The sequence below is a fragment of the Mesorhizobium sp. M0678 genome (assembly GCF_040320505.1).
In the GTDB taxonomy this organism is placed as follows: Bacteria; Pseudomonadota; Alphaproteobacteria; order Rhizobiales; family Rhizobiaceae; genus Mesorhizobium.
This window is the reverse complement of the sequence record NZ_JAMYPT010000003.1, coordinates 287744-314026: the sequence shown is the minus strand read 5'-3', so window position 1 is coordinate 314026 and position 26283 is coordinate 287744. Positions and strand designations below refer to the sequence as shown.

Below are 26283 nucleotides of genomic sequence, written 5' to 3'. Positions count from 1 at the left end.
TGGCGCCTCATGAACCGCATGATTGAAAACACGCGCCGGCTGCTCGCCGCGGGCCTGCTGGTGCTGGCCGCAGCCTGCTCGACCAGCAACACGCTGGCCCCTTCCACGCCCGACGTCACCAACACCGAGGTTGCCGGCTTCCAGAACGTGCAGCCGGGCAGCGAGGAGGATTTTATCCTCAATGTCGGCCGCCGCACCTATTTCACGCAAGGTTCGGCCGCGCTCGATTCTGTCGCCAAGGCCACCCTCGACACCCAGATCGCCTGGCTAGCAAAGCATCCGCGCTGGCTGCTCAAGCTGCAGGGTTTCGCCGACGATCCCGGCGCAAGTGAAATGGCGCTGTCGCAGCAGCGCGCCGATGCGGTGATGGACTACCTCGCCGCCGGCGGCATAGACCGCAACCGCATGTGGGCTAAGGGCTACGGCAAGGACAGGCTCGTCCGCGAGTGCCCCGACACCGCCTGCAGGTCGCAGAACCGCCGCGTTGTGTCTAATTTGCGCGATGAGAGGGACTAGCCGTAGGGGGCTGCTGTTCTGCTTGTGACCCGAAGCAGAGTCTCACACGCGACGGCGGCATGGCTGCTTTGCGCCTAATGTCGGTCATCGAGCACGCCATAGCCGCATCCCAAAAGCGGACATCCGAGTGAACAGGCTTTATTTGCGTAGGCTGCCATTGGGTTGTTACTCGCGGAGCGACCGCTTTCCCCCGTTGCGGCGAACTGGAGATCGGTCGATGGCTGGGGCTGCTTTGTGCCGACGGTTCGACGGGCCGTATCGTCCGAAAGAGACCGGAGTGCGCCCAACGCTAGCTTGGCCGACCGATCCACCGCACGATTTCATAGGCAGGCATCGGGCGGCGAAAACCCTTCAGCGTCAGTTCGCCAACGGCGACGGACTCAACCAGTGATTCGACGGCACCAACGACCCGCTGGCTCACGAGAATCTGGCGCGGCCCGGCTTCCTCGCACAATCGGGCGGCATGGTTCGACACTGTGCCTATCACTGCATAGTCGGCGCGCTGATCGAAACCGATCCGCCCGATGGTTGCATGGCCTCGGGCGATGCCGATTCCGAAGCCGAGCAAGTGGTCGCGCTTGCGCCATTGCTCCGAATGCTCGTCAATCGCATCACGCATCGCCGTAGCCATGCAGACGGCTCTCTCGGTATGGTCGGCGCAGGGCAGTGGATCGTTGAAAACCACGACGATACCGTCACCCACGAACCGCTCGAGAGTCCCCTCGTGGCGGACAATTTGTTCACCAAGACAGGAATGATACTCGGCAAGAACGGTCATGACTTCTTCGGGTTCGGCGGTCTCTGCGAAGGCAGTAAAGCCGCGCAAATCGCAAAAGACAACGGTCACCTCGCGACGGTGGCTCTGCAAGAGCGCATCTCCATTGCCCGCCGCAACGATGAGGTCGGCGACCTGTTCGGGCAGGAACCGCCTAAGCCGCGCCATTCGCTCGAGCTCCGTCACCTGGTCGGCCACGGTTTGCTCGAGCGAGCGGTTCCAGTCGGAAAGTTGCGCGGCTTGGTCCTCAAGGCGTTTGGCTTGGCTCGCGACAGTGTCGTGAAGCGCCTTCTGACGCAGCATCGAGCGCACCCGCGCTAACAGCGCCCTGTGCTCGAAGGGCTTTGTCAGATAGTCGTCGCCACCGGCGTCCAGCCCATCGACCACGTCGCGCGTGTCGGCTTTCGCGGTGACCAGAATAACGGGGATCGACCGCAGCGATTGATCGTGCTTGAGCATGCGTACCACACTGATGCCGTCGAGCTTCGGCATCATGATGTCGAGGAGGATCAGATCCGGTGTGAGATCGCGGGCCGTCGCAAGCCCCTCTTCACCATCCGCGGCAGTCACCACTTCGTAGCCATTCGCCTCGAGCCGCATGCGCAGGATCTCGAGATTTTCCGGGGTATCGTCGACCGCGAGAATGCGAGGCGGATTGTGCAAGGCACTGTCTCCCCTCAGGAAAGGAACTGGCGAATCTCGGCGAGCAGCTGGCGCGGACTGAATGGCTTGGCAATGTAACCATCGCACCCTGCAGCAAGGGCTTTCGCCTCGTCGCCCGACAGTGCGTAGGAGGTGACCGCGATGATCGGAATGTGCCGGAGCGCCGGGTCGGCCTTGATGCGGCGGGCCGCTTCATACCCGTCGATCACCGGGAGCTGAATGTCCATAAGGATCAGGTCCGGCCTGTGCGCTCCGGCTGCAGCGATGCCGGCGGCGCCGTCCGCTGCCTCGATCAGTTGGTATTCGGTGGTGGCGATGAGGTCGCGGATGATCTGGCGGTTGTCCTCGGTGTCTTCCACCATCAGGATTCGTTTGCTCATGCGGCCCTCACGTCCTCTTGCACCCGGATCGGTATCTTCAGGCGGAATGTCGACCCTGACCCGATCACGGACTCGACGTCTATGGTTCCGCCATGCATTTCGACGATGCGCTTCGAGATCGCCAGGCCAAGACCTGTGCCACCCTTCTGCCTGGTGCTGCTGTTGTCGACCTGCTGGAATTCTTCGAAGATGAGAGCCTGGTCCTTGGACGCGATGCCGGGACCTGTATCCCGGACGGTGATCTCGAAATGTCCGTCGGCCGCGCCGGCAAGAATGTCGACCGCACCCGTTTCGGTGAACTTGACGGCATTGCCTGCAAGATTGAGCAGGACCTGCATCAAACGGCGTTCGTCCCCGCGGCCGATTGGAAGGTTCTCGCCAACAGTCGTTGAAAGCTCAAGACCCTTCGCTCGTGCCAGCGGCTCGACAGCCGTAACGGTCAATCGAACAATCTGCGCGACGGAGTAGTCCTCGATCGCCAGCGTGAGCTGGCCGGCTTCGATCTTGGAAAGGTCGAGTACGTCGTTGATGAGCCCGAGAAGGTGACGGCCGTTTGCCTGCACGCGCGCGACGGTCGTCTTCGCCTTGTCCGGGAGTTCGCCGTAGATGCCGTCGACCAGCAGTTCTGTGAAGCCCAAGACTGAATTGAGCGGTGTCCTGAGCTCGTGGCTCATATTCGCGAGGAACTGGGACTTGTGGCGGCTAGCTGCCTCCAGCTCCCGGCCTTTCTCCTCGATCTCGCGGAACAGCTTGGCATTCTGGATCGCGAGCACCGATTGGGCTGCGAAGGTCTCCAGCAGATGGACAACTTGCTCATGGAAGGCACCTGGCTTGTGGCGCCTGACGACCAGTGCACCTACGATCTTGTTGGGCATCAGCAGCGGAACGATCAGGATACCGCGATATCCGGCTTCGACGATCGTCTTTCTTACGAGGAAGGCCGAGGCCTCCTGGCTCAGGTCGGGAAACTGCACCGGCATGCAGCGCCCGGGTGCGTCGCCGATCCCCATGTCGGCCAGCCCGATCGTCTGGTGTGAGACTGCGGCGATAAGCTCATCGCTCATACCGAAGTTTGCGCGCGGACGGAATTGCTGCCGCGTGCTGCTGAACACGTAGATGGTGCCAGCATCCGTCTCCGACAACTGGACCGCTTTGGCGACGATCGTTTTCAGCACTGTGTCGAGATCCAGCGTCGAATTGACCGCCTTGCTCACCTCACCAAGCGCCTCGAGCTCACCAACAGACGCGGCAAGCTCGCGCGTCCGTGACTGCACCGCCTCGAAGAGCCGCGCATTCTCGATGGCGATCACCGCCTGGTCGGCGAATGTCTCGACGAGCGCGATCTCCTTGGGATTGAAAGATTGCGGCTCAACCCTCGTCATGACGAATACGCCAACGAGATCACCTTCCCGCAACAGCGGGGCAGCGAGGACGGTGCGGAATCCGCCTGCCTCAGCGATCAGGGTAACGCGGTAGTCCGGATCGGCGGTCACGTCTTCGATTTGCACGATCCGCCGTTCTTCGATTACGCGCCCTACGGCGGAGCCCCGGCCTGCGGCAAGCGCTGGAAGTGGATTGGCGTCGACATAAGCGCGGAAACTGGGCGGGTAGCCATGCGTCGACACATAGCGGAATACGCCGTCCAGCAACTGCACGATACCACCCTTGTCGGCACGGCAGAGCCTGACAGCCGATTCCACCAACGTATCGAGCACAACCTGCAGATCGAAGGTAGAGCGGCTGATAACCTTCAGAACGTCTGCAGTGGCTGTCTGCTGCTGAAGGGCCTCGTCGAGCTGCTGGGTGCGCGTCTCAATCTCCTGATACAGGCGCCCCAGCTGGTCGGAGGTCTGGTTGACGTTAGCGGCGAGCACTCCAAGTTCGTCGCGATTGGCCACGGCAACCTGGTGGGCGAAGTCGCCGGCCGCTATCTGACTGAGACGCGTCTCGATCTTCTTGACCGGTTCGATCAACGACCAGGAGATGATGTAGCCAAGCGCAAGCGCGAGCAGGATGCTGCCCACAGCAAAAGCGACCACGATCATTCGAGAGGTGCCGTACGCCCCCTCGCTCGCTTCGATGGCCGCGACCATGTCGGCTTCGGCCATGTTGACCAGCTGGTTCGTCAGCCGCTCGAGGCGGTCGGCCGACGGCATGATCTCATCCAGCTGAACCTTGCGCGCCTCCGCCGTGCGACCGGCGCGGAAGAGCTCCGCGACATGCATCACGCCGGCCGCAAGCCGTTCGTACTCCTGTCGGACCTGGCCCAGCACCTCCGCCTCAGTTTCAGCGACGAACTCCATGCGGTCGAGGTCGTAGCCAAACTGGTTGAGCTGGCGCAACGCCCCATCCAGCATCCGGTCGTCCTGAAGCAACAGGGCGGTGGAGATGCCGTAGAGCTGGGTTGTCGTATCGTGCTGCACCTGGCGATAGGCCGCGATCCTGCGCTGCAGCTTGATCAGCTCGTTTGTTTGATCATTGACCCCACTCAGCACCTGCAACCCGACGGCCCCGAGCACGATCAACAGGCCGACGATCGACAGGAACGCGATCAAGAGCTTGGTCTGGACGCGCGCCGGCAGCCGGGCAACCCAGCCGACTAGCCGGTTCGTTATGTTACTTGGATTCGTCCAAGAGGCTGAGAAGGTCACCCCGGAACTCCTCTAGGTCGAACCGAACGCCAAGATACTGTACGCGCAACATGCCCCTAGGGTCTATGAGCGACGTCAGCAACGTGTGGTCGACGTCACCATCCGCCGTTTTCTTCGCGATGACGCCGTATTTCCGTCCAACCTCATGGACAACCGCCGGATCACCGGTAAGGAACGACCAGCCTTTCAGATCGGCGCCAAAATTCTGCGCATATTCTTTCAACACCTCAGCCGTGTCGCGCTCCGGGTCGACGGTTATCGAAATGAAGGCGATCTTCGATCCGAACGCAGAGCCTAGCTTCTCCTGCACACTGGCCATATGGGCGGTCAGCATCGGGCAGACGTCGGTGCAGTACGTATAGATGAATGCAACGGCGACCACCTTGCCGCGAAAGTCGCGCAGCGACACGCGTACACCGTCCTGCGAGGTCAGGGTAAAGTCCGGCGCTGCTCCGATCGTCGGCAGGCGCAGGTCGTGCGCCGCGTCATGCGCAAGTGCCGGCCAAGGGGCAAGAAATGCCAGTGCCAATGCGCATGCCGGCCAGCCCGTCACGTCTTCAACTCGCGCTTGACCTCGTTGAAGAACTGCCAATCGGTGCCATTCGCGATGATCTCGTTTGGGCTCGACTTGACAATCCCGGCTTCATGCAGCCGCAGCGAGAAGAACCTCATCGTGTCCTCGGGATCGAAGTCGCGCCAATTAGAGTATGGGAGCTCGCGGAGCGACTGCACGGCGTAGTCGTATTGTTCGGTGTGTCCGCCATCCACCAAGAGGCGTGCCACCCGTTCCGGTTCGGCCGCGCAGATATCGGCCGATTTGATGATGGCCCGGATGACGCGCTTGGTGGCAACTGGATTTTTCTCGGCATACGCGGCGTTGACCGCCAGCATGCAGCAGTAATATTGCGACCACGGCCGGTCCTTGGAACTGTCGAGGATGACGTGGCCGACTTTGCGGGTGCGCAGGTCCTGAGCCTCAGGCGGAAAAGCCAGGAAGGCGTCGACCTTGCCCTCGGCGAAGAGCTCCGCCGGCTTTGCCTCGCCGACGATCCATTCGATGTCGCGTTGCGGATCGAGGCCGACATAGGTCGCCATGGCACTGACGAAGATATGCGGATCCGACGATAGATTGCCGCCGACGCCGACTTTGCGGCCCTTGAGATCTGTGATGCTCTTGATGTTCTCGCGTCCGAACAACTCGTAGCAGCCGACATGGACTCCGGAGATCACCTTGATCGGGGCGCCAGTGTCGACCGGAATGATTAGGGCCGTGGCAAAGTCAATGCCGAAGTCGATGTCGCCGCGCGCCAGCATCTCGGTCTGGGCGATACCGGCCTCGGCGGCCACGAAGCCGAAATCTGAGAACCCCTCTGCGCGGATCAGATCCTCTGCGACGTACTGCGGAGCGATGCAGATACCAGGCGCTGCCGCAAAGCGGGCGATCGTGGTTTCAGGTGCCGCTTCGGCTGCTACCGCATTGCGGCCGTTGGCAAGGCCTGCTGCAGCGAGCGCAGACAAGCCTGTGAGGAAACGGCGACGGTTCTGGACAATCTGCATAAGCCTTTCCTTCCCTGATGGGACACGACGTTCGGCGATTGCCTACGTCTTCAACTCCTGCTTTAGTTGATAGAGAAAGCGCCAATCCGTTCCGGTGGCGATTATCTCTTGCGGGCTCGACTTGATCATGCCCGTTTCGTACATGCGCAGCGCGTAGAAGCGCATCGAGGCTTCGGCATCGAAATCCCGCCATCTGTCGTACCGGAGGTCGCCAAGCGTTTGCAGCGCGAGTTCGTAGCTGGGGACGAAACCTCGATCGACCAGCTGCCCTGCAGTCCATGACGGATCTGAGACACAGAGGTCGGCGCCCTTGAGGATGGACCGCAGGACGCGCTTTGTCGCCGCCGGGTATCTGTCTACATAATCCGCAGTCGCGGAAATCATGCAGCAGAAGTGCTGCGACCACGGCGGGTCGGTGGTCGAGTTGAGGATTGTGTGGCCTACTTTCCTGGAGCGAAGTTCCTGCGTGCGGGGCGGTTGGCCGAGCACTGCATCGTACTTTCCTTCGACGAAGCCTTCCGCAAAATTGTGCTCTTCGATAACCCATTCGATGTCGTTGACGGGATCGAGCCCAACATAGGCGGCCATCAGAGAAACCAACACGTGTTGCGGCGAATCAAGCGTAAAGACCCCAACCCGCTTTCCCCGCAGGTCCGAGACGCCTTTGACGCTGTCGTTGGCGATCAGTTCGAGGCACCCGGAGTGCAGTCCGCTTAGTACCCTGATCGGCACTCCTGCATCGATCGACGCCAGATGAATCGGCACATAGTTCACACTGAAATCCGTCTCGCCGTTTGCGATCCACGCGGAATGATCAACCTTCTTGTCACCTTGCACATAGCGGACATCGGTGAATCCCTCGGCGCGCAGCATCTCTCCGGCGAGGTACAGGCCCGCCCAGCAATAGGCGCCGCCGATGTACCGCGGCAGGCGGACGGTGGTCGTTTCCGGAGGCGGCTCCCCTGCGGCGTTGGATGCGCGAATGTTGAATATCGCCGCACTGCCGGCCGCCGCAACGCCGGCCAGGAAATGACGGCGACTCTGGATGATTTGCATCTCCACGTCTCCCCTTGAGACAAATGGGATCAGGTTTTCAGCTCACGCTTCAACTCGTCGAGGAAGCGCCAGTCCGTTCCGTCGGCGATGATCTGTTGCGGGCTCGATTTGATCATGCCCGTCTCCTGCATGCGGAGTGTGTAGAACCGCAGGGAGTCTTCAGGATCGAATTCCCGCCACCGGTCGTACCGGATATCCTTCAGCGTTTGGAGCGCGTAGTCATACGATGGGACGAAATCGCGATCGACCATCTGCCGGGCCACCCTCTGCGGATTCGACACACAGAGGTCAGCCGCCTTGAGGATGGATCGCAAGACCCGCTTGGTCGCCACCGGGTACCTGTTCACGTAGTCCGTTGTCGCGGAGATCATGCAGCAGAAATACTGTGACCATGGGCGGTCGACGGCATTGTTGAGTATCGTGTGGCCGATCTTCTTGGCGCGCAGCTCCTGCGGCTGGGGCGGCGTGCCGAGGAATGCATCGATCTTTCCTTGGACGAAGAGCTCCGTCGGGGTGGCATCTTCAGTCAGGACCCATTGGATATCGTTCACGGGATCGAGCCCGACATAAGCGGACATGAGAGTCAGCCACACGTGTCGCGAGTTATTGAAACCATCCACGCCCACCCTCTTGCCCCGCAGATCCGCGACGCTGCGGATGCTCTCCTTGGCGATCAGTTCGAGGCATCCCGAGTGCAACCCGGTTAGCACCTTGATCGGCACGCCGGCATCGATCGACGCGATCTGATTCGGCGGAAAATTCACAGAGAAATCGGTCTCACCGCGTGCGATCCATTCCGATTGGTCGACGCTTCTGTCGGCTTCCACGTAGCGAACGTCGGTGAAGCCATCTGCGCGCATCAGTTCTCCGGCGATGTACGCGCCGGCCCAGCAGTAGGAACCACCAACCCACCGCGGCAGACGAACCGTCGTTGTTTCCAGCGACGGCTCCGCGTGGAGTGACTCCGGAAGACCGACGATGCCGGCAGCGCCCGCCATTGCAGCGCCGGCCAGGAATCGGCGGCGGGTTTGCATGATCTGCATCCGAACGCTCCTCTTCCGAATCGCAAACGACAATTCTGGCCGGAACCGAGCAAAAGAGGTTCCGGCAGAGGCAGATGGTCTCGTGGGCGCGACGAGTAGTTGTGGATTCTAGCGCGCCCAGTCCGCTGCGGGAGTCTTGCGCTCTCAGTCGCCGGCTCATTTATTAGCAACCGACGATATGCCACGATACGCCCAATTTGTGTTGGCTGCGAGCGCAAAACTTACTCGCGCCAAACGTCACGCCAGCGCCTCGCTGTCAGGGAGACCGCTTCCGCGGTTGCGAATGCCACTTCGAGTCTAATGCGGCCTGCATCGGCCCAAAATTGAACGAGCGGCAAGCGGCTCTGTCTGTTGGTGAGCGGATTGTCCGCCTCGCGTCCCGGCCCCTCGGCCATTAGGACCCCTAGGTACAGGCCATTTGCCTCGCGATGGGCCATATAGCTGGCTTCGATGACTTTCTGGTTGGCCGCCAGCCCGTTGGCGAACAACTCGTGATCGGATGCCATTTGCCGCTCGGGCTTGGAAAGTTGACGTTCTCCCGCCCAATCCCATCCAATTGCCGGGCACGTAGGTAACACGGATACTTCACCACTCCGAAATCACATCACACGCAGCCGCCGTCTCTGTCTGATCTTTGAACTTAAACATTTCATTGGAAAATAGCCGCAACCATCTTTCATCTTGCCGCGTATGGTCCGATCATCTGCCGGTGCAAGTTTGAGGACATGCAATGAAGAAGGTCGCTGCTCTCCTGGTACTTTCCCTCGTTACCATGCTGCCCGCCGTGGCAGCCGCGCAGTCCTGCCTGCCGGAGCTTGGGCCATCGCCGCCGCAGGATGCTATGCAGCTGTATCCCGGCGGTGTCGAGAAGGCGCTGGCCGCGCTGCCGGACATCGTCAAGAAAGTCAAGGAAGCATCCGACGTCCCCGGCTTCGCCGTGGCGGTGGTGCATGGCGGCAAAATGATCTTTGACGAGGGCTATGGCCTTCGCGACAACCGGGACGACACTTCTAAGGTCAGCAGCACCACCATTTTCCAGGTCGCCTCGGTGTCGAAGTCGATCTCCGCCACGGTGGCCGCGATCGCCATGACGAAGGACCACAGCTTCGACTGGGATACCCCGGTCGGCAAGGTCTGGGACGGCTTTCGCCTCAATCTCGACTATGTCTCGGGCAACGCCACCATCGGCGATTTCTTCGCCCATCGCTCGGGCCTGCCGATGGCGGCGGGCGACGAACTCGAGGATCTCGGCTTCCAGCGCAAGCAGATCGTCGGGAGCCTGTGGATGGTGCCGCTCGATCCCTTCCGCATCTCCTATCACTACGCCAATTTCGGCACGACGGTCGGCGCCGAGGCAGTGGCCCACGCCGAGAAACAGCCTTGGGAGCCGCTGGCCAAGAGCCTGTTGTTCGATCCGCTCGGCATGCGCTCGAGCAGCTATCGGCACGAGGACTTCATTGCCGCCGGCAAGAACCGCGCCCTGCTGCATGCGCGCGTGGCGGAGAATGTGTTCGAGCCGCTCTATGACCGCGACCCCGACCAGCAGGCGCCGGCGGGCGGCGTCTCCTCCAGCGTCCAGGATCTTGCCAAGTGGATGATCCTGCTGCTTGGCGACGGCACCTATAACGGCCAGCCCATGATCGACCCGAAGATCCTGCAGCCCGCCATCACACCGCAGAGCGTGACCTACCGCGGCGAGACGCCCGATACGCGGGCCAGCTCCTATGGCTATGGCTTCAATGTGGGGGTGAACGCCAATGGGCGCACCACCATGGGCCATTCCGGCGCCTTCCTGCTCGGCGCCGGCACCACCTTCCAGATCTTGCCCTCGGCCGATGTCGGCATCGTCGTGCTCACCAACGGCTCCCCCGTCGGCGCCGCCGAGGCGGTCGCCGCCAGCTTCATGGACATCGTGCAATATGGCCAGGTCACTCGCGACTGGTATCCCTACATCAAGCCGCGGTTCATGGCCTACTACAAGCCGGTGGGCGACCTCGCCGGCAAGGACAAGCCGACGAACCCCGCCAAGGCGCGCAGTCCATCCTTCTACGAGGGCCAATATACGAGCAACTATTTCGACACCGCCACCGTGCGGGCCGATGGCGACAAGCTGATGCTCGAACTCGGCCCCAAGCCCATGCAGTTCACGCTCGAGCACTGGGACGGCGACACCTACGCCCTCACGCCCCGCGGAGAGAACGCGCCGACCGGCTCGCTGTCATCGGTGAAGTTCGTCGGTTCCCCCGACGGCATTCGAGCGCGGGTGATGACGGTGGACTATCTCAATGAGAACGGGTTGGGGCGTTTTCAGAGGTAGGGGGTGGAGGCGTCGGGTGCTTCATACACCGCATGCCGTCGAAAAGGCGAACCGGCCGTCTGCAAGGTGACGCCTGAGATGGCGGATTTGTGACGGTTCGCTTCCGGGCGTAGAAGTTAGGAAGCCGGCATTTGCTCGGGAGCTTCCGACAAGCTTGTCGGCTTTGGCCAGCCGCTGATCCGAAGCAGACCGACGGCTCCAGGCCCCGAAACGGTCATTCTGGATGCCAATTTGCGAGAATCAGTCCGCGTGGTGCCGGGTGGGGCAAGAAGGATGGTTCAGTCGAAGAAGCCTGCATCCTCTTCCCGGAGATACTTCCTGGCTGCTTCGGAGTCGATATCGAGGCCCAGCCCCGGCGCTTCCAGCAAGTCCACCATGCTGTTCTTCACGATCTGCGACGGCAGGCCGATTACGAGGTCCTCCCACCAGGGGTCGGAGGCGCTCGGGTATTCGAACGCGATGTAGTTGGCGGGCAGGGTGGCGCAGACATTGATCAGCGCGCCGAGGCCGAGAAGGCCGTTCGCGGTGCCGTGCGGTGCCATCAGGATCGAGTGCATACAGGCGTGCTCGGCGACCCATTTGAGCTCGGCAATGCCGCCAATATCGGCCGGATCGGGGCCGATGACGCGCACCGCCTGCGTTTCGATCAGCTCCTTGAAATTGTGCCGCAGGTATATCTGCTCGCCGGTATGAATTGGCGTCGAGGTGGCGGTGGTCAGCTCCCGATAGGCCTGCGGATTGACCCACGGCACATAGTCGCCGGTCAGCATGTCCTCGAGCCACATCAAATTGTACTTCTCGACCGCGCGAGCGAACTTGATTGCATCGGGCAGCATCCAGCCCGGGCCGCAGTCGAGCGCCAGGCTGACCTTGTCGCCCAGCACTTCCTTCATCGCGATCACGCAGTCGAGCATGTGGTTGAAACCGCGCTCGCTGATGACGCCCTGATCCATGGCACCGTGGTAGCCGGCCTTATTCTGCGTCACGCCGTAATGGAAGTCCTCGATGGTGTCCTTCATGTTGGAGTGGAACGAGATCCCTTGCTTGATCATGAAGAAATTCTGCGGCTGCTCCATCATCCATTTCACGTCAGCGGCGTAATCCTCCGGCCGGTCCCCCGTTCGCTTCTGGCGGATCGAGCCGTTATAGACACGCACCTTGTCGCGCACCTTGCCGCCGAGCAGTTTGTAGGCCGGCACGCCTGCGGCCTTGCCGGCTATGTCCCACAGCGCATGCTCGATAGCGCTTACCGCCGCGCCATAGGGCTTGAAAGAGCCGCGTTGGCGGATCTTCAGCATCACCCGCTCGACGTCGGTAGGGTCCTCGCCGATCAGCGCCTCACGGAAATGCAGCACCCAAGGCTTGAGATAGGTCTTGGTGAACTCGACTTGGCCAAGGCCATAGAGGCCCTCGTCGGTAACGATGCGGACGATGGGATGTTTGCCGATGACGGCGCAGCGGAGATCGGTGATCTTCATCTTCGGTTCTTTTCGCCTCAGCTCCAGATACGGTCCCAGGAATACTCGTTGTCCCAGTGATCCGTGGGCTGCCAGATGCCGGTGACACCCGGCTGCAGATGCTGCGAGATCACCTCGTCGACGACGTCGTCAATCCCCAGGCCAGGTTTGTCCGGAACAGTGATAAAGCCGTCGTTCACGAGCGGCTTGGGAACGCCGGTGACGATATCGTCCCACCAGTCGACATCGGCAGAGTGGTATTCGACCGCCATAAAGTTTTCGGTCGCGGTCGCGACATGTGCCGCGGCCATTGCGGCGATTGGACTTTCGGCCATATGGATGGCCATTGCGACGCCGTGGTCCTGGGCCATGTCGCCGATCTTCTTGGTCTCGAGGATGCCCCCGCTGGTGAGCAGGTCCGGGTGGATAATGGAGAGGCCGCCGCTCTTGAGCAGAGGCTCGAAGCCTTCCTTAAGGTAGATGTCCTCGCCGGTGCAGATCGGCACCGTAGTGGCGGCCTGCAGTTGCCGGAACTGCTCAGTGTACTGCCATGGGATCACATCCTCGAGCCAGGCCGGCACGTATTTTTCAATCCGCCTGGCGAGCCGAATGCCGTTCTGCAGCGAGATGTGGCCGACATGGTCAATGGCGAGCGGAATATCCATGCCGATAACATCGCGGACCTCGGCAATATACTGTTCAAGCAGGTCGAGGCCCTTGTCGGAAAAGTGGAGGCCGGTAAACGGATGGGGGACGTTATGCAAATCGTAAGCGGCATTGCGGGCGCGCCGCTCCTCCATGGTCTTGACCGGGCCGCGGCCGGGATGGATGCGGTACCCTTCAAGTGAACCGGCAGGGGAGACGACCGCACCGGGTACATCCGCGATCTGCATCAGCCCCAGATCCATCTTGAGGAAGGTGAAGCCGAGCGCCATGCGCTGCTTGAGGCGCTTGCCGGTCTCGGTGCCGCTCGGCACGGTAGCGTCGGTGTCGCAATAGACGCGCACCTTCTCCCGAAACCGGCCGCCGAGCATCTGGTAGATGGGAACGCCATAGGCCTTGCCGGCGAGATCCCACAACGCGATCTCGATCGCCGAGACGCCGCCGCCTTGCCGGCCGTGGCCACCGAACTGCTTGATCCGGCGAAACAGGCGGTCGATGTCGCAAGGGTTCTCGCCAAGCAGCCGGCTCTTCAGCATCAGCGCGTAGGTGGCACTGGCGCCGTCGCGCACCTCGCCAAGCCCGACGATGCCCTGGTTGGTGTAAATCTTGAGCAGGGTTGAGGTGAACGGCGCGCCGACGATTTCGGCTACCCGCATGTCGGTGATGCGAAGCTGGGATGGCTTGGAGTTCGCGTTCACCCGATTGAGCGCTTCGTCGGCGTCACCTGTCTTTGCCATGACTTATCCTCGTTTTCGGCTTGTCGTCCCGCAGCCTGGGCCGGCACAGCGTGTTGCTAGCCCAGCTCAATCTCGTGGGCCTGCAGGTAGTCGCGGTCCATCTCAATACCGAGACCAGGCTTCGACGACAGCTTGAGGCTGCCGTTCGAAATGTCGAGTGGTCTGTCGATCAGGTGATCGTATTTGCCCAGGTTCCACTCCGATGTTTCAAGTTTGTAGAAGTTGGGAACGGTCATCATCACTTGCGCTCCCGCAACCACGTTGATTGGTCCCGCGGCGTCATGTGGCGAGACCGGGACGTAGTAGGCTTCGCACAGCGCAGAAATCTTCTTGAGTTCGGTAATGCCGCCGGTCCAGGTAACGTCGGGCATGATGTAGTCGGCGAGCCTGTTCTCGAGTACCGGCACGAAATCCCACTTCGTGTGGCCGCGCTCGCCCCACGAGATGGCGGTATTGACCTTCTCACGCACCTGCTTGAGGGCGTTAAGGCTCTCGGGCGGGCAGGGCTCCTCAAACCAGTCGATCTGGCCGGCCTCCTCGAGGCTCCGACAGAGGCGAATGGCGGTGGGGACGTCGAAGCGGCCGTGCGCATCGATGAGAATGTCGACATCGGGTCCTGCCGTTTCGCGGATCAGAGCCGTGAGTTCGGCGGCTTCGCGCTCGTCCTTGCGGGTCATGCTGCCATGAAGGTAGCCGTCTCGCTGTTCGCGGGGCAGGCCATCGGCGCTGCGGCCCTGGTGGGGGTAGGGATCGAACTTGAGCGCAGTGTGTCCGGACTCGACAATGTCTAGAATTTCGCGGACCACAGCCTCCTTGCTGGTGAATTTGGCCTGGTTGGGATGGGTGTAGAGCGCGATTTCATCGCGTACCGGCCCGCCAAGCAGCTCGTAAATCGGCTTGCCGAGGACTTTGCCCCGGATGTCCCAGAGGGCAATATCGATGGCGCTCACGCATTCGACGGCGGCGCCGCGGCTTCCCATGTAGGTGAAGCTGCGGAAGATCTTGTGCCAGAGATGCTCGATACGCGCCGGATCCTCGCCTGTCACGGCGACGCCGATCTGCCGCAGGATCGTGCAGAGAGCGCGGTTGGCGAGCCTTGTCGTTGTGGTGATCTCTCCCCAGCCACTCACTCCCTCGTCGGTCGTCACTTCGACGAACAGGAACTCTCCCCAGTAGGAAGCATCGGACTTGATCAGCCACGGCCGAATGCTCGTGATTTTCATCTCAACTACCTTTGCCTGAAAATGGTCAGCTAACGATGTTCTGGACTGGACATTCTATCCGGCCCGAGCGGCGTTGCGCGCTCGCATCTGTTCGAGAATATGCCGGCCCGAACCCTCGACATGGCGGGAAACGAGTTCGGCCGCCTTGTCGGCCTCTCCCGCCTTCACAAGCGCGATGAGTTCGCGGTGCTCGCGCATGATCGCGGCACGTCGCGCCAGCGTGAAATTGAAACGACGGCTCACGGCTCGCAGCACTTCGCGATGCTTCCACCAAAGCTCGGCTGCGTGGCGGTTGTAGTGCCGCTGGTACATCACGGTGTGGAAAGCGGTATCCAGCTCACTATGCCTGAATGTGTCGGCGAAATTGTTCTCTTCGATCAGGCCTTGGAGACGTTCGAGTTCGGCGATGTCCTCGCCGGTCGCCATATTCACAAACCATCGTGTCAGGGCTGGCTCGATCAGAACACCGATCTCGTAGATATCTCGGACAAAATCTTGATCAATGGGTCGGACGCGCGCCCCGCGGTTGGCGACAAAGGTGACAAACCCTTCGCCGCGCAACAACTGCAGGGCCTCGCGCACAGGATTGGTCGAAGTGCCGTGACGCCGGGCGAGATCGGTGACGACAAGCCGTTCGTTGGCGGCGAGCCGTCCCTCGATGATATCTTCCCTGATCAATTCATAAAGCGAGGCGCCCTCGCTGGAGGCCCCGATGGGATCGGTCCCCACCGGTGGCATCGCTTTGAAATCGCTTATTTCGGCCAAGGCCGGCTCCCCAATTTAATACATACCTTGCCCGATATCACACACGGCTTGCGCAAACAATGTACGATTCTGCGCGTTGACAGGCAATCCATGATCTGAAAACGTACCAAGCGATCGGGAGGATACACTGAGCTGAAAGAAGCATCCTCGCGATCGAAACGAGCAAGGACCGCTTTAGGGCGGCATGGGAGAACCAGGGAGGATACCTATGACGAGAATTGCGCTCGGCAGTGCCGTCCTGCGCGGCACTGTCGCCACTGCTTTGATGGCATCCCTGACGTCTACATCGGCGCTGGGTGCACCGCCGGTCGACCTGAGCAAGTGGTCGCCGGAATATGTGCGCTCGATTGCGGGCACACAGGATTTTGACACGGCGGCCGATTGCGCCAAGGTCACACCGCTCGACTACAAGGGGCGACTGACTTTCTGGTATCAGGGCGTGTTCGAGGGCGACCCGGACCTCCTGCGCCAGTACTACAAGGAATTCTTCGAGACCTTCCGCAAAACATATCCGAACATCCAGCTCGAGGAACAAGCCCTCACCTATAACGACCTTCTCGACAAGTTCCGCACCGCGCTCCTGGGCAATGCCGCGCCGATGGCGGTCCGCCTGCAAATCCTGGGTGGTACCGAGTTCGCCTCAAAGGGCTATCTGCAGCCGCTCAAGCCAGAGGACGTGGGGTATTCGACCGAGGATTTCTGGCCCGGCGCCATGAAGGCAGTGACCTGGGAGGGCGTGACCTACGGCATTCCGACCAACAATGAGACGATGGCGTTCATCTGGAATGCCGACATCTTCAAGCGTGCGGGCCTCGATCCAGACAAGGCTCCGGCAACCTGGGACGACGTCGTCAAATATTCCAAGCAGATCCACGACAAGCTTGGCATTGCCGGCTACGGCCTCGTGGCTCGCAAGAATGCCGGCAATACGCCGTACCGCTTCATGCCACAGCTATGGGCCTATGGCGGCGGCGTCTTCGACGAAGCGACGGCAAACCCGACCTATGAGCAGGTCCAGCTCGATAGCCCGCAGAGCAAGGCAGCGCTGCAAGCCTCGTACGACATGTATGTTCGCGACAAGTCGGTTCCGGTTTCGGCACTCACCAACCAGCAGGCCGATAACCAGCCCCTGTTCGTCGCCGGCCAGCTCGGCATGATGATCTCGCACCCGTCCGATTACAACGTCATGCTCGACCTGCAGAAAAAGGCGACGGGCACCGACAAGGACAAGGCGCAGACGGTCATCGACAACATGCGCTACGGCCTGATCCCGACTGGTCCCGACGGCAAGCGCGCCGTCGTGTTCGGCGGCTCGAACATTCACATCCTGAAGCCCGAATATGTCGAGGGCGGCAAGGTAGACGAGCCGGCTGCGAAAGCTATCATCTGCATGTGGACGAGCCCTGAATGGTCGCTGAAGATGGCCTACGCCGGATCAAATCCGGGCAACCTCAACGGCTTCAAGACCAAGTGGATGAAGGAACGTCTGGACAACATCAAGTTCCTCGATGTCACGACCTCGATGCTGCCATACGGCATCCCGTTCCCAGCACTGCCGCAGGCCCCCGAGATCATGAACATCATCATCCCGGACATGCTGCAGAATGCCCTGACCGGAGCGATGACCGTCGACGAGGCAGCGGACGACGCGGCCAAGAAGGTAAAAGACCTGATGGGCGGACTCTAGTCCAAGCCTGACCTACGATCTGACCGGCTGCGCCGCTGGCGCAGCCGCCTCGTTCCGAAGAATAAGGGCACGCCACAAGTGACGATCGTGACCGGCAAGGCCGAGGCTCGCCGAAGAGTGCAACCCGGTTGGTCCGGCGCGCTACGGAAGATCTGGGAGCATCGCGCGGACTACGCGTACGTGCTCCCAGCGATCGCCGTGATGCTCATCGTCATCGCCTATCCGATCTACTACACGGTCGAGCTGTCGTTCTTTAAGACACCGCCTGGCCTGCAACTCCGCGACAAGACCTTCATCGGCTTCGACAACTACACGACCATCCTCACCAGTCAGGTGTTCTGGAAAGTCACCTGGAACACACTGATCTGGACTCTGGGGTCAACTTTCATCTCCTTTGTCCTGGGGTTTGCCACAGCGCTGGCGCTCCACCGCGATTTCATCGGCCGTGGTGTCCTGCGCGCCGTCCTGATCATCCCTTGGGTCATCAGCGCCGTCGCCGCCTCCTACATCTGGAAGTGGATCTACCATTCGGACTTCGGGATCATCGGCGCGGTGCTGGTCGGCCTCGGATTGGCCGCCCAGCCGCCGAATTTCATCGACAATGTCAGCACGGTGCTGCCCTCCCTGATCGTCGTCAATATCTGGCGCGAGTTTCCGTTTGCCATGATCATGATGATGGCCGGCCTGCAGACAGTCCCCGACCAATTGCTGCGCGCCGCAAAAGTCGACGGTGCCAATGCGTGGCAGCGCTTTTGGCACGTCACCTTCCCGCACTTGCGCAACGTCTCAGTGGTGACGATGCTGCTGCTCGCGGTAGCCAACTTCAATTCCTTCATCATCCCCTGGATCATGACCGGCGGCGGGCCGTCGAATGCATCGCATATCTGGATAACCCACATTTATGAGCTCGCCTTCGGACGGCAACGCTGGGGCGTGGCATCGGCTTATTCGGTGCTCCTGTTCCTCACGCTGATGACGCTGGGCTACTTCTACGTCCGTGCGTTAAGCGGCAACGAGCGGAAAGAGGGGAGCGCATGAGCACGATTGCCGAGACAGCCCCTCGAGCCCAGACCCGTCGCCGCATGCGCGTCGACGGATGGCGGTGGGCCGGGCGCATATTCCTCGTGTTCATGCTGCTTTATACCGCGTTGCCGATGATCTGGATGCTGATCACCTCGATCAAGTCCGGATTCGCGGCGACGCAATTCCCGCCGCAATGGTGGCCGGACGAACCTACCCTCGCCAGCTATCAGAAACTGCTCGATCCGCAGAACAGCGTCGGCCAGGACTTCCTCCGCTTCTTCTGGAACAGCCTTTTCGTGTCGACCGTCACGACAATCCTTTCGGTGATCGTGGCTGTCCCAGCGGCCTACGCGTTTTCGCGCTTCAGTTTCCCCGGCCGGAATTTCCTGTTCTTTGCCGTGCTGCTGCGCAATATGTTCCCGGCGGTGATCTTTCTCGTGCCACTCTTCATCCTGATGCGCGCGATCGGTCTGATAAACACGCATGGCTCACTGATACTCACCTATCTCACCTTTGGCCTGCCGCTGGCGATCTGGCTGCTCAAGGGCTTTTACGACAATATCCCGGTGCAGCTTGAGCAGGCGGCGCGCATCGATGGCGCAACACGGTTCCAGGCCTTCATCATGATCGTGATGCCGCTCTCGACGCCGGGGATCATCGCCACCGCAATCTATTCCTTCATTGGCGCGTGGAACGAGTACATCTACGCCTACACCTTCCTCTCCAAGAACGAGCAGTTGACCCTGCCGGTCGGCATCCAACGCTTCTTCTCGGAAAATACGACGGACTTTCCGGGCCTGATGGCGGCCAGCTTCATGATGAGTGTGCCCGTCGTGGTGCTGTTCCTGGTCCTGCAACGATACTTCGTACGCGCCCTTACAGAAGGCGCGGTCAAGCACTAGGGAGTTGCCGATGGCCCACGTGGTCCTCCAAGATCTCGTCAAGAGCTATGGCAGCTTCAAAGCTGTCAACCACGTTTCGCTGACGGTCAATGACGGCGAGTTCGTTGCGCTCGTCGGCCCTTCAGGCTGCGGCAAGACAACCACGCTCAATCTCGTCGCTGGGCTGACCCCGATCACATCGGGCGACATCATCATCGGCGAGCGCGTGGTCAACGACCTCGACCCCAAGGACCGGGACATCGCAATGGTGTTCCAGAACTACGCGCTCTACCCGCAGAAATCGGTCTACAAGAACCTGGCGTTCCCGCTTCAGATGCGCAAACTCCCCAGGGACGAGATCGACAAGAAGGTCAAGGAAGCGGCGCGAGTGCTCGACATGACGCACCTGCTCGAGCGCAAGCCGCGCGAACTTTCGGGCGGGCAGCAGCAGCGTGTGGCTCTTGGCCGTGCCCTCGTTCGCGACCCCGCAGTGTTCCTCATGGACGAGCCACTGTCCAACCTCGATGCCAAACTGCGCGTGCAGATGCGGTCGGAGATCAAGCGTTTCCACCAGGACCTCAAGGCGACGATCATCTATGTGACGCACGACCAGCTCGAAGCCGTGACCATGGCTGACAAGATGGCGGTGATGAATGGCGGCTACCTGCAGCAATACGATTCACCGGCGCAGGTCTTTGCCCATCCGGTGAACATGTTCGTGGCCAGCTTCATCGGCAGCCCGGCGATGAGCCTTATTCCGCTGCAGGCCTCGACGGCAAACGGCAACACGGTGTTGACCGGCGCCGAGGGCTGGCGCCTTGAGCTCTCACCGCGCAATGCCCAGAAGGTGGCGAAAGCGACGACCCGGAAAGTCGTGCTCGGCGCACGTCACTCGACGATCAAGCTCCACAAGAGTGCGGTGCCAGGCAGCGTCCCGGCCAAAGCCTATACGGTGGAGCCGACCGGCGACGTCACCTTCGTTCAGGCGTTCCTGTCCGGCGCCATCGTCAACGTCAGCGTGCCGCCGAACATTGCCGTCGCGCCCGACGAGCAGATCTGGCTCGAGTTCGACCAGGAGCGGATGCATCTGTTCGATGGCGAAACTGAAATGGCCCTCAAGGCCAACTGAGATAGGGCGAATGCGCGTGAAACGTGGGCGTGGATGACTGAGAAGCTTAAGATCACCGCCATCAAGCCCTATCCGGTGTGGGTAGGAACGCGCAACCAGATGCTCGTCAAGGTCGAGACCGACCAGGGCATCTTCGGCTGGGGCGAGAGCGGCTTGAGCGGTCGCGAGAGGGCCGTGGCCGGCGCGGTCGAGCACTATCGCGAGTTTCTCATCGGCCGCGACCCGATGCAGATCGGGCGGATCTGGCAGGAGGTTTACCGCAGCCAGTACTTCGAAGGCGGGCGAGTCCTTCAGGCGGCGATTTCCGCCATCGACATCGCCCTTCACGACGTCAAGGGCAAGGCGCTGGGCGTGCCGGTCTACGAGCTGCTGGGCGGCAAGCAGCGCGACCGCGTTCCCACCTTTGCCTCGACCGGCGACGAGGCCGAGGGCGACGTTGCCATCGAACGCGCCCGCGAACTTCGCGCGCAGGGGTGGCAGGCGATCCGCTTCTTCCCCTTCGGGCAAAACAGCAAGGACATCTTCGAGCCGCGCGAGTCCATCGGCGCTACCGCGAGTATGCTGAACAAGGCGCGCGAGGCGCTGGGCAGCGACGTGGTCCTCGGCCTCGACTATCATCATCGGCTGTCGGTGGCAGAGGCGGCGAGCTTCTGCAACAAGCTCGGTCGCGGCGTGCTTGATTTCCTCGAGGAGCCGATACGGGCCGAAACGCCGGAGGCCTATGAATCGCTGCGCACGATGACCGACATCCCCTTTGCCATCGGCGAGGAATTTGCCAGCAAGTGGCAGTTCCTGCCCTACATTGAGCGCGGCATCCATCAGTTCAACCGGATCGATGTTTGCAATGTCGGCGGGCTCACCGAGGCGATGAAAATCGCTGGCTGGAGCGAGGCGCACTATGTGGACTTGATGCCGCACAATCCGCTTGGCCCAGTGTGCACGGCCGCGACCGTGCATCTCGCTGCCGCGGTACCCAACTTCGCGTGGCTCGAGACCAGGGCGCCCGAAACAAAGCTGGGCTTCGACAATTCCGACTTCTTCCCCGTGCAACCACGGCTCGACGGGACCGATTACCCGGTCGGCGATCTGCCGGGACTCGGCGTCGAGGTCAACGAAGTTGCGGTCCAGGCGCAGAGTTTGCGTTTCTGGGAAGCGCCTCACCTTAAGCGCCGCGATGGTTCTGTTACGAACTGGTAGTTCCATTCAATCGGAGTCCACAATGACGCATACTTCCGACATCATGCGGCCGCCTAAAGACCTGATCGACGCGCTAAGGGAGATCGGCGCCGCGACGGTAGCCGGCACGCTTGGCCACATGGGCTTCCGCAATCCGCACATGGTTGGTCCGGTGGCGCAAAACCACGGGAAGTCGATCGTCGGGCCGGCGTTGACGCTGCAGTTCCTGCCGCAGCGGCCTGACCTCTTCACCGAAGGAGAATATGCCGATCCGGAGACGCAGCTGCACCGACACGTGCTCTATCACGCGCAGGAGGGCGATGTGGTCGTGGTCGACGCGCGCGGCGATATGAGCTCGGGCGTCTTCGGCGATATGATGTCGACGTATTTCAAGGGCAGGGGCGGGGCGGGTATCGTCATCGATGGGTGCATGCGCGACCGGCCCAATGTCGAAAAGCTCGACCTGCCCCTATGGCTGCGCGGCTGGACGCCAAACTATCATGTGCAAACCAGCATCTATCCCAATGCCGTCAACGTTCCGATTGCCTGCGGCGGTGTCACGGTGATCCCCGGCGACATCATCGTCGCCGACGACGACGGGGTGGTGGTGCTTCCCGTCGCAATGGCCCCGAAGGTGATCGAAGAATCACAAAAGCATCACGATTGGGAGGAGTTCTCGCGAGCGAAGCTCATGGAGGGCGGCCCGTTGCAACGCTACTATCCGCTGCATGACGATGCCCGCGGGGAGTACGAGGAGTGGCGCAAAACAAACCGCCTGGAGAACCCGAGTTAGTCAGCGGGCCTTGGCGATCAGTTCTGTAAGGCAATCAGCAGCGTCCGTCCCTGGCACGCCAAGATCTCTGACACTGTCCATGTGGTTGCGGTTCGTGAGCACAAGCGATGTTACCAACGATCCCTGCCGCAGCAAGCCCGCTATGAATCGATCGGCTTGCTGATGGAAGGGTGGCGTCTCATTGGCTCCGACCAGAACCGCCGCCCTGGTTTGAGGATCATGCCGACAGGCGAGCGGCGTAAACATGGCGACTTCCTCGTCGGTGATTCCAATCTCGTCGGCGAGAAAGGAATCCTGGAGCGGTTTCAAATCGTAGAGCCCGCTCAGCAGAAGGGCTGCCCTCACATTCGAGGGGGTATGCTCGCCGTCGAACAGAAACGTTGCAAGATGGGCTCCAGCCGAATGACCACTGACGGTCAGGGCCGCCGGGCTTCCGCCATGATCGGCGATGTTGGCCAGGACCCAGTGCTTGGCCCGGCGCACCTGGTCGACGATCCTCGCCATTCGGACCTTGGGCATCAGAGCATAATCAAGGATGACGGCAATGGCCCCGGCCTGGGTAATCGTCGTCGCCATATATGAATAGTCGCGCTTGGAGAACGTTCTCCAGTAGCCGCCATGGACAAAGATGTGCACCGGAAGCGCCGTTCTTTTGCCCGCGGGAAAGAACAGGTCCATGGTCTCGGTCGGATCCGGTCCGTAGGCCACGTCAGCGGTCATCGCAATGGTGGCGCGGGCGACCTCGCTGCGATCAACGAAGTCCTGCACGATTTCGTCAAAATCCGCGACGTGGTCGCGGATGCGAAAGGGATCGCCTTGCATTCTTCTGCTCACATGCTGATGGCGAGGTATTTCGCCTCCATGAATTCCGCAATGCCGTGATGCTGCCCTCCCTCGCGGCCGAGCCCGCTCTGCTTGACGCCGCCGAAGGGGGCTGCCGGATCGGACATCAGCCCGCGGTTGAGAGCAATCATTCCGGCCTCGATCCGGGAGGCCACCCGCATGCCGCGCGCCAGATCGCGCGTGTAGATGTAGGCAGCAAGCCCATATTCGGTGTCATTGGCGCGCGCGATGACCTCGGCCTCCGTTTCGAAGCTGGAGATTGGCGCCACCGGCCCGAATATCTCCTCATGCGCCATCTTTGCGTCGCCCGGCACGTCGCGAAGCACTGTCGGAGGGTAGAAGAAACCACGTCCGGACAGGACTGAGCCGCCGCACAAGACCCGCGCGCCGCGTGTGACCGCGTCGACGACAAGGCGGTCTATCTTCTCGATCGCCTTTTTCGTGATCATAGGCCCGCATTCCGTGTCCGGGTTGGTGCCGGCGCCGACCTTGAGCGACGACATCCGCTTCTCGAGGCCCTCGCAGAAGGCTTCGTAGATGCCAGATTGGACGTAGAGGCGGTTTGCGGCCGTGCAGGCCTCGCCGGCGTTGCGCATCTTGGCCACCATTGCGCCATCGAGCGCCGCTTCGAGATCGGCGTCGTCGAACACAATGAACGGTGCGTTGCCGCCGAGTTCCATGGAACATGAGATCACATGCCTGGCAGCCTCTGCCAGCAGAGCGCGACCCACACCCGTCGAACCGGTGAAGGAGAGTTTGCGCACCCGCGGATCGGCCAGCATGGCGGCTGTCAAAGGCCCGGGACTGGAGGTTGTCAGGACGTTGACCACCCCTGGTGGAACGCCCGCGTCCTGGTAGAGCGCGGCCAGCGAGTAGGCGGTAAGCGGGGTCTCACTGGCCGGCTTCAGGATCACCGTGCATCCAGCGGCAAGTGCCGGCGCGATCTTGCGCGTCGCCATCGCGGCAGGAAAATTCCAGGGCGTGATCAGGATGCATATGCCGATCGGTTCGTAGTCGACCACAATGCGATTGGTGCCGGAAGGCGCAGTACCGAATTCACCGGTTATGCGAACCGCCTCCTCGGCATTCCAACGGAAAAATTCCGCGGCATAAGCGATCTCGCCGCGGGCATCCCGCAGGGCCTTGCCGTTTTCCAATGCGATGAGAGTAGCCAGTGCCTCCGATCGTTCCGTCATCAGTTCGAAGCAGCGTCGGAGGATCTCGGAACGCTTTCGCGGCGGCGTTGTTCGCCAGCCATGGGCTGCCTTGGCAGCGGCTTCAACGGCAGTGGCGGCGTCGTCCACGGTCGCATCCGGCACAGCGGCGATGACAGCCTCGGTCGAAGGATCGACGACCGGAATCACCCTGCCATCCGCGGACTGCCGCCATTGGCCGCCAATATACAGCCCGTGCGAGATTGTGTGGAAGTCGCTGATGCCCTGATCGTCAGCCAGAACCTGTGAAAACGTGTTCATCTCGATATTCCCGATTGTTTACATGACGCAGCTGGCGAGGTCGCCATCAAAGGCGGCCTGGACCAGACGTCGCATGGACCTCAAATCGAATGGCCGCGGATTGTTCTTGATGAGGCGCTCGATGCCGATCGCCTGTTCCGCCGTCCAATCGAGCTTGTCGGCAGGCAGCCCCAGCTCGGCCAACGTCGGGGTGATCCCGATTGCCCCAAACAGCCGACTGACCTCGCCAATGGTCGCGTCGGCCAACTCTTCGAGCGTCCGGCCTTTTCCATCGAGGCAGAGGGCGTTGGCGATCTCGGCCATCTCGGTCGCTGCGGCTGTTCTGTTGTACTTCATGACGAATGGCAGCATGGTGGCGACACCCAATCCGTGAGCGGTGTGGGTTATCGCGCCAACCGGATATTGCACGGCGTGCGCTGCCGCCGTGCCGGCCGTTCCGAACGCGCAGCCGGCTGCAAGTGCACCCATCATGACGTCGGCCCGGGCGTCCTCGTCAGAGGGCCGGCGGTATGCCGTTTCAAGGCTTCGGCCAAGCAGCTTGATCGCCAGCAGGGCGAAGTGATCGGTCAAGGCGGTTTTGCCGATAAAGACATGGTTCTGCGGAAGGCCGGGATCGGTCCCACGCCTGGCGGCGGTGAAGGCCTCGATTGCATGCGTCAGCGCATCGGCGCCTGCCATTGCCGTCAATCCCGGCGGGCATGTCATCGTCAACTCAGGGTCGCAGATAGCCGCGGCCGCGATCAGATACGGGCTGGAGATGCCGACCTTCAGCGTGCGATCCGGATCCGAGATCACGGCAACCGGGGTAACTTCAGAGCCGGTGCCGGCTGTCGTCGGCACCGCGATCAGCGGCAGCGTCGGGCCGGGCACCTTGAACTCGCCGTAGTAATCCTGGAGCTGACCGCCGTGACTGATGAGCAACGCGGCGCATTTCGCCATGTCGAGACAACTGCCGCCGCCAATGCCGATCACCATGTCGGGCGCGAACTTCCGTGCTTCCTCGACGCAGACGGCAACGGTGTCCCGAGGAACGTCGGGCAGCACACGATCATGCACCAGTACGTCTATCGAGGCGGCTCGCAGCCCCGTGACAATCTCTGCGAACGGGCCCGTTGCGGCAAAACGTTCATCGGTGCAGACGAGTGCGCGACGCCCGAGCCTGGCCGCGACAACCGGAATGACGTGGCGTTGGCCCTTCCCGAAGAGGATTTCGCGCGGCAGCCTTAGGGCAGCGAAAAGGCTCATGACCTGCATCCTGTGATGATGACTGGATTGGAATGCGAGATGGCGTTCAACTCGGCCCAAAGGCCGGGTTCGATGTAAAACCCGTCTCGCAGCGCGGTTGCGTATCGACGTGCCGAACCATCGCCCGCAACGCTGGCGGTCCGTTCAGCAGGTGAGGAAGCACGGGCTGCCAGGGCGGCACGCTGTTCCAGCAGGGCCACTGCAAATTCGATTGCTTTGTCTCCTAGC

Annotated in this window: 23 protein-coding genes; 8 read left to right on the top strand and 15 right to left on the bottom strand. The window is 61.4% G+C overall.

Annotation, left to right across the window (positions count from 1 at the left end; all coding sequences use genetic code 11):
- Positions 1–9 precede the first annotated feature (9 nt).
- Positions 10–516: an OmpA family protein gene (locus tag NKI29_RS08010; RefSeq protein ID WP_352795807.1), complete on the top strand. Its 507-nt coding sequence runs from the start codon at positions 10–12 to the stop codon at positions 514–516.
- A 289-nt stretch (positions 517–805) separates the two neighbouring features.
- Here NKI29_RS08010 and NKI29_RS08005 read toward each other — a convergent pair whose 3' ends face one another.
- From NKI29_RS08005 to NKI29_RS07970, 8 genes are all read right to left on the bottom strand, one after another.
- On the bottom strand, positions 806–1954 hold the full coding sequence (locus NKI29_RS08005; protein WP_352700822.1) for an adenylate/guanylate cyclase domain-containing protein: 1149 nt from the start codon (positions 1952–1954) through the stop codon (positions 806–808).
- Positions 1955–1968: 14 nt separating this feature from the next.
- Positions 1969–2334 carry a response regulator gene (locus NKI29_RS08000; protein ID WP_352700819.1) on the bottom strand — a complete coding sequence of 122 codons (366 nt, stop codon included), beginning with the start codon at positions 2332–2334 and terminating at the stop codon, positions 1969–1971.
- A complete protein-coding gene (locus NKI29_RS07995) occupies positions 2331–4985 on the bottom strand; it encodes a GAF domain-containing protein (protein WP_352700818.1) in 2655 nt (884 codons plus the stop codon). The genes NKI29_RS08000 and NKI29_RS07995 overlap by 4 nt, the downstream gene beginning before the upstream one ends.
- Entirely contained in the window at positions 4951–5538 is a 588-nt protein-coding gene (locus NKI29_RS07990) for an SCO family protein (protein WP_352795805.1), read from the bottom strand. Before NKI29_RS07990 ends, NKI29_RS07995 begins: the two co-directional genes overlap by 35 nt.
- Positions 5535–6542: an ABC transporter substrate-binding protein gene (locus NKI29_RS07985; protein ID WP_352724950.1), complete on the bottom strand. Its 1008-nt coding sequence runs from the start codon at positions 6540–6542 to the stop codon at positions 5535–5537. Before NKI29_RS07985 ends, NKI29_RS07990 begins: the two co-directional genes overlap by 4 nt.
- A 42-nt stretch (positions 6543–6584) precedes the next feature.
- Complete coding sequence (locus NKI29_RS07980; protein WP_352724949.1) at positions 6585–7598, bottom strand: ABC transporter substrate-binding protein; 1014 nt, start codon at positions 7596–7598, stop codon at positions 6585–6587.
- Positions 7599–7627: 29 nt separating this feature from the next.
- Entirely contained in the window at positions 7628–8641 is a 1014-nt protein-coding gene (locus NKI29_RS07975) for an ABC transporter substrate-binding protein (protein WP_352579882.1), read from the bottom strand.
- Positions 8642–8862: 221 nt separating this feature from the next.
- Entirely contained in the window at positions 8863–9147 is a 285-nt protein-coding gene (locus NKI29_RS07970) for a hypothetical protein (RefSeq protein WP_352700864.1), read from the bottom strand.
- A 224-nt stretch (positions 9148–9371) separates the two neighbouring features.
- Here NKI29_RS07970 and NKI29_RS07965 point away from each other — a divergent pair, with 224 nt between their 5' ends.
- Positions 9372–10958 carry a serine hydrolase gene (locus NKI29_RS07965; RefSeq protein ID WP_352724948.1) on the top strand — a complete coding sequence of 529 codons (1587 nt, stop codon included), beginning with the start codon at positions 9372–9374 and terminating at the stop codon, positions 10956–10958.
- A gap of 278 nt (positions 10959–11236) precedes the next feature.
- On the opposite strand, the gene NKI29_RS07960 is transcribed toward NKI29_RS07965, so the two are convergent.
- The 4 genes from NKI29_RS07960 to NKI29_RS07945 are packed head-to-tail and all read right to left on the bottom strand — an operon-like array spanning position 11237 to position 15803.
- Positions 11237–12436 carry a mandelate racemase/muconate lactonizing enzyme family protein gene (locus NKI29_RS07960; RefSeq protein ID WP_352795804.1) on the bottom strand — a complete coding sequence of 400 codons (1200 nt, stop codon included), beginning with the start codon at positions 12434–12436 and terminating at the stop codon, positions 11237–11239.
- Between the two features lie 17 nt (positions 12437–12453).
- A complete protein-coding gene (locus NKI29_RS07955; RefSeq protein ID WP_352795803.1) occupies positions 12454–13815 on the bottom strand; it encodes a mandelate racemase/muconate lactonizing enzyme family protein in 1362 nt (453 codons plus the stop codon).
- Between the two features lie 56 nt (positions 13816–13871).
- Positions 13872–15038, bottom strand: coding sequence for a mandelate racemase/muconate lactonizing enzyme family protein (locus NKI29_RS07950; RefSeq protein ID WP_352795802.1), 1167 nt, complete (start codon positions 15036–15038; stop codon positions 13872–13874).
- Between the two features lie 54 nt (positions 15039–15092).
- On the bottom strand, positions 15093–15803 hold the full coding sequence (locus NKI29_RS07945) for a GntR family transcriptional regulator (protein WP_023679253.1): 711 nt from the start codon (positions 15801–15803) through the stop codon (positions 15093–15095).
- A 208-nt stretch (positions 15804–16011) separates the two neighbouring features.
- On the opposite strand from NKI29_RS07945, the gene NKI29_RS07940 reads away from it, so the two are divergent.
- The 6 genes from NKI29_RS07940 to NKI29_RS07915 all read left to right on the top strand — a co-directional run bounded on the left by NKI29_RS07940 (position 16012) and on the right by NKI29_RS07915 (position 22492).
- Positions 16012–17490 carry an ABC transporter substrate-binding protein gene (locus NKI29_RS07940; protein WP_352693453.1) on the top strand — a complete coding sequence of 493 codons (1479 nt, stop codon included), beginning with the start codon at positions 16012–16014 and terminating at the stop codon, positions 17488–17490.
- Between the two features lie 78 nt (positions 17491–17568).
- On the top strand, positions 17569–18528 hold the full coding sequence (locus NKI29_RS07935) for a carbohydrate ABC transporter permease (RefSeq protein ID WP_352725929.1): 960 nt from the start codon (positions 17569–17571) through the stop codon (positions 18526–18528).
- On the top strand, positions 18525–19415 hold the full coding sequence (locus NKI29_RS07930; RefSeq protein ID WP_023679256.1) for a carbohydrate ABC transporter permease: 891 nt from the start codon (positions 18525–18527) through the stop codon (positions 19413–19415). The genes NKI29_RS07935 and NKI29_RS07930 overlap by 4 nt, the downstream gene beginning before the upstream one ends.
- Before the next feature lie 10 nt (positions 19416–19425).
- Positions 19426–20523, top strand: coding sequence for an ABC transporter ATP-binding protein (locus tag NKI29_RS07925; RefSeq protein WP_352569977.1), 1098 nt, complete (start codon positions 19426–19428; stop codon positions 20521–20523).
- 33 nt (positions 20524–20556) lie between these two features.
- A complete protein-coding gene (locus NKI29_RS07920) occupies positions 20557–21720 on the top strand; it encodes a mandelate racemase/muconate lactonizing enzyme family protein (RefSeq protein ID WP_352569976.1) in 1164 nt (387 codons plus the stop codon).
- Between the two features lie 22 nt (positions 21721–21742).
- Positions 21743–22492, top strand: coding sequence for a ribonuclease activity regulator RraA (locus NKI29_RS07915; RefSeq protein ID WP_352569974.1), 750 nt, complete (start codon positions 21743–21745; stop codon positions 22490–22492).
- Here the strand turns inward: NKI29_RS07915 and NKI29_RS07910 are convergent, their stop codons facing one another.
- Genes NKI29_RS07910 through NKI29_RS07900 form a run of 3 tightly spaced genes read right to left on the bottom strand, consistent with a single transcriptional unit; the run spans position 22493 to position 26055 of the window.
- Positions 22493–23314, bottom strand: a complete 822-nt coding sequence (locus NKI29_RS07910; protein WP_352569973.1) for an alpha/beta hydrolase — start codon at positions 23312–23314, stop codon at positions 22493–22495. It lies immediately after the preceding gene.
- Between the two features lie 8 nt (positions 23315–23322).
- Positions 23323–24810: an NAD-dependent succinate-semialdehyde dehydrogenase gene (locus NKI29_RS07905; protein ID WP_352795801.1), complete on the bottom strand. Its 1488-nt coding sequence runs from the start codon at positions 24808–24810 to the stop codon at positions 23323–23325.
- Between the two features lie 18 nt (positions 24811–24828).
- A complete protein-coding gene (locus tag NKI29_RS07900; RefSeq protein WP_352795799.1) occupies positions 24829–26055 on the bottom strand; it encodes an iron-containing alcohol dehydrogenase in 1227 nt (408 codons plus the stop codon).
- Between the last annotated feature and the right edge of the window lie 228 nt (positions 26056–26283).